The following is a 6,103-nucleotide window of genomic DNA, read 5'->3' on the forward strand; positions in this document are numbered from 1 at the left end:
GTAAGATAAATTGAGAGAGGATTGAGTCAATAACTTTGATTCTTGACGATAGCCTGTGTTTATTAAAGAAATCGAGACATATAATGAAAAAGGATTACCATAAGAATGTTGAGCTAGCGCTTAATTCTGGGTTTGAAGAATCACGCAATGAAAAAGCTTATAGAGGAAAATGCTATAAAAAAGACGGGTTAGGCTGGATTCATGATATTGAAGCACTAAAGACTAGCTTAAATCTTGATGAGGACGAAGAACTAAGGCATAAAGGTTATGATGTTGGAAGTTATTATTACTATGTAGGCTATAGAGATGGAGTGGTAGATAAAGAAACAGCACTAGAGTTAATTAAAGCTTCAATTCATAGCGATAACTCTATTCTTTCGGGTAGATTTGAGTTATTAAAGAATAAGAGTATTTTAGATGGCATGATAAACCTGTTTTGCGAAGGCTATAGGGAAGAAGTTCTAAGTAATTATGCTGATCAAATATTAAAGAAATGAATGTTGTTCTTCCATTTTACAAAACTTGTAGAGCGGAGTTAGTTTGTAAAATCCTAATCAATGAATATATTTGGATGTTGAAAGTTACTATAAGTACGTATATCAAAATACTCTCTTAATCAATGCTAAACTAATGCTTGATAAATTAATTAAAAAATTATGAGGTTTTATGAAAAAGGTATTTATAGGCTTTTTTTTTGGATCAGTAACGTTTTTAGCGAATGCTGCAAATTGGTACGAAATAGACGACTTACCTACTCATAAAATTGACATAGATACTAGCTCTATATCTAAATATAAAGGTGAAGTTATAGGAGGTGGTAACTCTTCTAATTACGTTAGCGCATTCGTGAGGTTTAGCACTAAGCCTGGTAGCGGAGACTATGAGGAAGGGTATGGCTCTCTAACCTCACAAAACTTAGTTGATTGTAATAGTAATATGATAGTTAACTTATCTCTAATGTATAGAGATTTAAATGATAAGTTTGTACATAATACTAGAGTGATAAAAATACCAAAACAGAGTGATTTCGCAACAGCCTATCCCGGCACTATAAACCACAAAGTATCTAATTTGCTGTGTCGTCTTAATGCTGAATATGCTCTACCCTAGCAGAAGCAATGAGGCTTTCCTAAACTTTGTGTAAGTATCTCCATAAGCTGAATAGTAGTTACACAGTTTTTAGGAAAGGCTCGCTATTCGTGATATTTATACGCTATTTATTAAAACCTGCAATAGAACAGGTTTCGTCTAAAATATCACTAACTAATGTGTCTGGGTGAGCTACTCTATATGGCACGAATGATATACCTTTCTCGTAACGATCTATAACTCTTCCATTTAAGTCGTAAAATACAACAGCTAGTATAGAATAACTTCTATTTCTACAATTAATACCCCATTGTTGTCGACTAGAGTAAGCTGTTTTACCATTAACCTTAAAGTCCATCTTATTAGTTTTAAAAAAAGCAGTAACCATCTGATATTCTTTACTAGTAACATTCATAGAATCAGTATCTATATAATAAAAATCATTCTCTTGTTTATAGCTAGCTATTTCGACCCAGTTAGTAGCATTAGCTGCTATAGCGATTAAGAAAGTTAACGAACATGCAATTAGTTTTTTCATATCTACTACTTTATATAAACATAATATTTTTATTCTAGCATATACCCCAAGGGAACCAGTTGTTTCTCCCTCTAAACCTATTAACAGACTACCTAAAACAGACCACTATAAGAGAACCACTTATAACAGACTGTTCTAGGTGGTCAGTTTTTCTCGCTATCTTGAGAAGTCATAGTCTGCTTCATTTCCATCTAAATATTCGCGTATAGGGCGTTTCTTGCTGAATTTGGAGGGATCTTTTTTGATCTCACCAACTATAAAATCACTATACGCTGTCCAGTTCTTACCAGCGTCGCCTTTAGCAAGACCGCTATATGTACTTATAAACTCTTTATGCCGACTGATACGCCACAACTGCTTGTCAGATAGTCCATCAATCGTGAACAGATCACCGTTATTAACATCACGAGACTCAGCTACCTGTCCAGTCTTGGGTTTTGATTTCTCACGAACTACAAATTTGAAGCCTACTATCGTAGTACCCTTTTTTTCTTGGGTATAACTAACTTTTATATCTGTCTTTTCGTTAATTTCTTTTATAGACGACTCTAAAACACGACGTTTGAAATCACTCATGCGTTTGTAGTCATTAACTCCTAGACCAAGCTGCTCTCTGAAAGTCTCTAATTCAAATAACTGAGTTTTTCGAGCTTCGCGCCATTGTATTAGAAGCTCATAAAGTCTTACAGCATATAGGCTCTTTAGTTGTGCCGTTTGTTCTAGAGTATATTTTGTAAAGAACTGCTCAATTCCGTGAATACGCGTGATTTCGTTAACAACAGCAGGGGTAAATATTACCTCTATCGCTCCCTCACCATCAATATATGTAGCTTGACTGATCCAACGTGATTTCACTTTAAGATCACGTTCGTCCATAAAGGTGAAGCGACGCTCAAACAAGTTAGCTTCTGCATCTATAAGTGCCTCATAAGCAGTTTGCTTAGAAACCTCAAAAACTTCAGCATATCTCATGGCGTTTATTCTTAATGGGGTATCAGAGCTAAGACCCTTGTTTTGCTCTCTACTATCAATAATAGCTAACTGTATCAGTCTAATTTCAGCAAGTGATAAATTCTGAATCGCTGTATTAAGTCGATTTGATTTTACTACCAATTCGGTTTTATTATTTTTCATAGTTAATACCATTAAAAACATATAACGACATGATATTATCAAGACGCTTTATAGTCAAATTATTATTTGTCGTCATATGGGTAGGAATTTGTCGTCATATGGGTAGGAATTTGTCGTCATATGGGTAGGAATTTGTCGTCATATAGGTAGGAATTTGTCGTCATAGCTCCTCTGTAGACCTTTATCTGTAAGGTCTGTAGCTAACTTAAAAGCATTTAAAAGCATTTAAAAGCATTAAAAGCCTTTTTGGTTGTGGATAAGCCTAAGAAACGAAGGGCTATTTTTAATAGTGAATTCAGGAAGTAAATTACTTAAATTTGCATAGCTTTGATTTGCTATAAAACGAACTCTTCTCATCTTCAAAACAGTCTTTGGGATCAATCCTCGCATAGTGACCATCTTGTCCACTTACTTTGACAATGTTATGAGCCACACCAGCCTTTTCCAGATATTGATAATCCGCTCGACGTTCTGCTATCTCGCTTTTGCTAGGAATAAACAACCAAGCTGCTCCAGAAGCTAATGCTAATACCACAACAACCACAACGACCAAAGTTAGTATTAATTGACGGCCAAACTCTCGCTTAACGTTATCTAGCATCTGTTTGGAAGCATCTATATTTAGCTCAGCTATCTTGTCTTTAGTATCGTCAAGGTTACTAGCAACACTGGTAACAGAGGTCTGTATCTTCACTAAGTCTTTATTAAGCAGCTTTGTTTTTTTTAAGAACTCATCACTAGCATCAGTAACGTGCTTAGTGAAGCCCTCATCAATACGCTTATGGTAGTTGTCTTCATTGGCTTCAAAGACTCTTGCAATCTCTTTGTTAATGGCTTCAACAAATTCAGTTTGCAGTAAGGTCTCTTTGTTTTGATACGTTTTTAGCAGTGAAGTCAGCTGTTTTGCCCAATCAGAAATATCTTGCGCTTGTTTATAATGCGCGTGGTTTAAGTTTGAGCTGTCAATCAGTTGCTTATCTATTTTTTTGGTGTAGGTCTCAAGTGCAAGCAATAGGTCTTCTAGTTGGATAGAGAGGTCTTTTTCTGGCATGAATCGTTCCTAGTCGCTAGTTATGATGCTATTTGGCCTCTAAATGGCGCTGCGGGCGTTTTTAGGGTGGTTTATACATTATTGGTACCCTAGCATCAAAATGGCGCTGTGGGATGCCTGAGAAGCCTCTGAGGTGATTCTATGCGACCGTGAGTGTCGTTTAGTATTGCTTGTGAGCTTAAAAGCCAAGGCTCATGCCTCGGCTGCGGTTGATATCACGGCGATAACCGGTGATTTCAGCGGATACCGTTCGCATTTGGCGCTGATGTTCGGGGCTAAGGGCGCTTTGTTGGCGATCTTTGATGTCATCAAAGACACGCTCTAAGGCTTTGGTGTGCGCTTTTCTTGTCGATAGGTCGCTTATAGACTTGATGTGATCAAGCAGCTGCTGGCTGTGGCTGATAATATGGCTGCCAATTTCATGTTGTTCACGGTCTGTAAGCTGCTTTTGGTGGTCAGTGGTACTCGGCTCACTGCGGTAGCGTTGCCATGCGCTCATTTGCTGATCAAGATGCAGGAGGGTCATGAGGTGTTGGCCAAAGTCGCTTTTTTGGTCGATGATTTTTAGAAGCCTGTGCTGATCTGATAGACCTTGATGCGAGATATGGTCGTGTTGCGCCTTAAAGTCGGCTTCTTCTTTTGCTATTTGAGCGCGGCGCTGCTCACGCTTTGCCTGACGCGCTTCTTCTTGCGCTAATAGGCGCTCACGCTCCTTTTGGTCGGCCATGTCACGCTGCTGCTGAGCGATACGCCGTTTTTCAAGCGCCTCAGCTGCTTCTTTGGCAATCTGGCGCTGAATACGCGCCTGTTTGATGCGCTCAACCACTGATTGCGCCTGTTCTAGCTCGTCATTGCTCACGTTACTGGGTTTATATTCAGGTGTAGGCGCTGCTGGGACGATAAATAACTGTTTTTCGCGCAGATCGGCAAGTTCGCGTGTCCGTACTAGACGGTTTCGCTCAGTAATCATCAGGTTAATCTTACCCCTAGTCGTCACTGGGGCGATGCCGTTAAATACTTTGCCTTTTTCTTCTGCAGCCGCTTTTGCGGTCTCGTATGCGTCACGCTCAATCTTCGTGGCCACCGAACCCATTTTAAGCTGCGGCTCGATGTCTTTGCCTTGATCGGCATAGCTGCGCGAATCAATCAGCTCATGGTCATATTCGGCCAGTTTCTCATTAGCGATCTGCTCCCACAGTTGCCGTATTTCTTTGATTTCAACATTGACGCGCTCTAATCCAAGTGAGCGCCGCTTATTATCGGATAGCTCAATGGTTGCCTTATCGGTCAGTACGATCTCGTTATTATCGTTAAGCTCAGCGGTACGCGTGGTAAACAGGATATGGGCGTGGAAGTTGCGAGGGTCTGCCCCTCGATCAATCTCTTTTTGCGTCGGCTGATGAATGGCGCAATCGGCAATCGTGCCGTAACGATCCGCAAGCGTCTGAGCAAACTTGTGTGCAATATCTTTACGGTCGTTCTCGTCAAGCTCATAGGGCAGATTGACCAGCCATTCGCGAGCCACACGCGCATCTTTTCTTTTCTCGGCAGCCTCCGCTTTATTCCAAAGATCGCCCCGATCAACAGTAGCCTTAGCATCTACCAATGCTGACGGTAAAATAATATCCGCACTCATCACGCCATGCTTTTTTGAGTAGTCGTGGGTCTTACCATATCGCTTATCTTCAAGCTCAACACCAGCGCGATAGCTCGCACTAGCAACGGCACTTTGCCCACTGTTTCGTGATATTGATTTAGTCGATGCGATAAAAATAGCCATTTCTATAAGCTCGGGGTTTTGGTTTTTAGCACTACATCTTTTTGTAGTGCTGGGGGTGTGGGGGCGTGCCCCTGCCGATGTTTTGATTTTATAAATGTGTGACCGATAGGGATAAACATTTGTAAAGTCGAAAACTCGCACTTAGTCAGTGGGACTCAACCATCTGTCAATTAACTATATCATAAACTGTTGTTAGGTATTAGCGAAGTTGCTATAGTCAGGTGAGTAAATAATTTGATAATTTAAGGAAAATTCATGAACTTACTTGGTGGTAATGATCTAAAGGAACAGCAAAAGATTAATGATCTTGAGCTTAAAATAAATAGAGAGAAGCAGAAGTTAGATAAGAAGCTGACACGACAAAAAATACTGTTGGGTGCTTTTCTTGTAGATGCTTTAGAGAAGGATGCAGTAGATGGTTTAAGGGAGTATACAGCTAACCATTTATTAGATTTTTTGACCAGACAGACCGATAAGGATTTAATGGCAGATTTAGTAAAAGGGGTTGGTG

Annotated in this window: 7 protein-coding genes; 3 read left to right on the forward strand and 4 right to left on the reverse strand. The window is 39.7% G+C overall.

Features of this window, described 5'->3' with window-relative positions:
• Positions 1-83: 83 nt before the first annotated feature.
• The gene (locus ACMHKH_RS14320) at positions 84-497 is read left to right on the forward strand and encodes a hypothetical protein (protein ID WP_413521299.1); all 414 of its coding nucleotides are present in this window, start codon (positions 84-86) and stop codon (positions 495-497) included.
• 169 nt (positions 498-666) lie between these two features.
• Positions 667-1,110 carry a surface-adhesin E family protein gene (locus ACMHKH_RS14325; RefSeq protein ID WP_413521300.1) on the forward strand — a complete coding sequence of 148 codons (444 nt, stop codon included), beginning with the start codon at positions 667-669 and terminating at the stop codon, positions 1,108-1,110.
• 103 nt (positions 1,111-1,213) lie between these two features.
• Here the strand turns inward: ACMHKH_RS14325 and ACMHKH_RS14330 are convergent, their stop codons facing one another.
• The 4 genes from ACMHKH_RS14330 to ACMHKH_RS14345 all read right to left on the reverse strand — a co-directional run bounded on the left by ACMHKH_RS14330 (position 1,214) and on the right by ACMHKH_RS14345 (position 5,592).
• Entirely contained in the window at positions 1,214-1,627 is a 414-nt protein-coding gene (locus ACMHKH_RS14330; RefSeq protein WP_413521301.1) for a surface-adhesin E family protein, read from the reverse strand.
• A 156-nt stretch (positions 1,628-1,783) separates the two neighbouring features.
• Positions 1,784-2,761 (reverse strand): replication initiation protein RepM, encoded by a 978-nt coding sequence (gene repM, locus ACMHKH_RS14335; protein ID WP_413521302.1) that lies wholly within the window; start codon positions 2,759-2,761, stop codon positions 1,784-1,786.
• A gap of 307 nt (positions 2,762-3,068) precedes the next feature.
• Entirely contained in the window at positions 3,069-3,812 is a 744-nt protein-coding gene (locus tag ACMHKH_RS14340) for a hypothetical protein (protein ID WP_413521303.1), read from the reverse strand.
• A 178-nt stretch (positions 3,813-3,990) separates the two neighbouring features.
• Positions 3,991-5,592, reverse strand: a complete 1,602-nt coding sequence (locus tag ACMHKH_RS14345; RefSeq protein ID WP_413521304.1) for a MobA/MobL family protein — start codon at positions 5,590-5,592, stop codon at positions 3,991-3,993.
• A 255-nt stretch (positions 5,593-5,847) separates the two neighbouring features.
• On the opposite strand from ACMHKH_RS14345, the gene ACMHKH_RS14350 reads away from it, so the two are divergent.
• Positions 5,848-6,103: mobilization protein MobS (locus ACMHKH_RS14350; RefSeq protein ID WP_413521305.1), on the forward strand; the 256-nt coding region annotated here is incomplete at its 3' end.

Source organism: Psychrobacter glacincola (assembly GCF_965118485.1).
GTDB classification, from domain to species: Bacteria; Pseudomonadota; Gammaproteobacteria; order Pseudomonadales; family Moraxellaceae; genus Psychrobacter; species Psychrobacter glacincola_D.

Excerpts from the sequence above, each read along its gene's own strand:
- ACMHKH_RS14320 (WP_413521299.1), top strand. The coding sequence starts at position 84 with ATGAAAAAGGATTACCATAAGAATGTTGAGCTAGCGCTTAATTCTGGG.
- ACMHKH_RS14325 (WP_413521300.1), top strand. The coding sequence starts at position 667 with ATGAAAAAGGTATTTATAGGCTTTTTTTTTGGATCAGTAACGTTTTTA.
- ACMHKH_RS14330 (WP_413521301.1), bottom strand. The coding sequence starts at position 1,627 with ATGAAAAAACTAATTGCATGTTCGTTAACTTTCTTAATCGCTATAGCA.
- repM (WP_413521302.1), bottom strand. The coding sequence starts at position 2,761 with ATGAAAAATAATAAAACCGAATTGGTAGTAAAATCAAATCGACTTAAT.
- ACMHKH_RS14340 (WP_413521303.1), bottom strand. The coding sequence starts at position 3,812 with ATGCCAGAAAAAGACCTCTCTATCCAACTAGAAGACCTATTGCTTGCA.
- ACMHKH_RS14345 (WP_413521304.1), bottom strand. The coding sequence starts at position 5,592 with ATGGCTATTTTTATCGCATCGACTAAATCAATATCACGAAACAGTGGG.